The sequence below is a fragment of the Streptomyces albidoflavus genome (genome assembly GCF_000719955.1).
Classification (GTDB): domain Bacteria; phylum Actinomycetota; class Actinomycetes; order Streptomycetales; family Streptomycetaceae; genus Streptomyces; species Streptomyces albidoflavus.
This window is the reverse complement of the sequence record NZ_JOII01000098.1, coordinates 1-353: the sequence shown is the minus strand read 5'-3', so window position 1 is coordinate 353 and position 353 is coordinate 1. Positions and strand designations below refer to the sequence as shown.

1 protein-coding gene is annotated in these 353 nt (G+C 61.8%); it reads right to left on the bottom strand.

The window, feature by feature from the left end; translation table 11 throughout:
• The coding region (locus IF45_RS0131100) for a glycine betaine ABC transporter substrate-binding protein (RefSeq protein WP_030310972.1) at positions 1 to 353 on the bottom strand (353 nt) is incomplete at both ends.

Here is a 353-nt window from a genome sequence, read left to right as displayed (position 1 = left end):
AGGTCGAACTCGTTGTACGCCCAGTGCGGCGACCACAGGGTGACCGCGATCGGCTCCTTCTTGGCGTACGCACGCTTCAGCTCGGCCAGCATCGCCGGCGTCGAACCGTCGACGACCTTGAACTCCTTGTCGAGCCCGTACTCCTTGAGCACCTTGCTCTTCAGCAGCTGCATCTCACCGGCACCCGGCTCGATACCGACGATCCGGCCCTTGAACTTGTCCGCCTGACCCTTCAGGTCCTCCATCGACTCGATCCCCTTCACATACGAGGGAACCGCGATCTCCAGAGAGGTCGGGCCGTACCACGAACCCATGTCCTCCAGCTTGTCGCCGTACTTCTTCCAGTACGACTC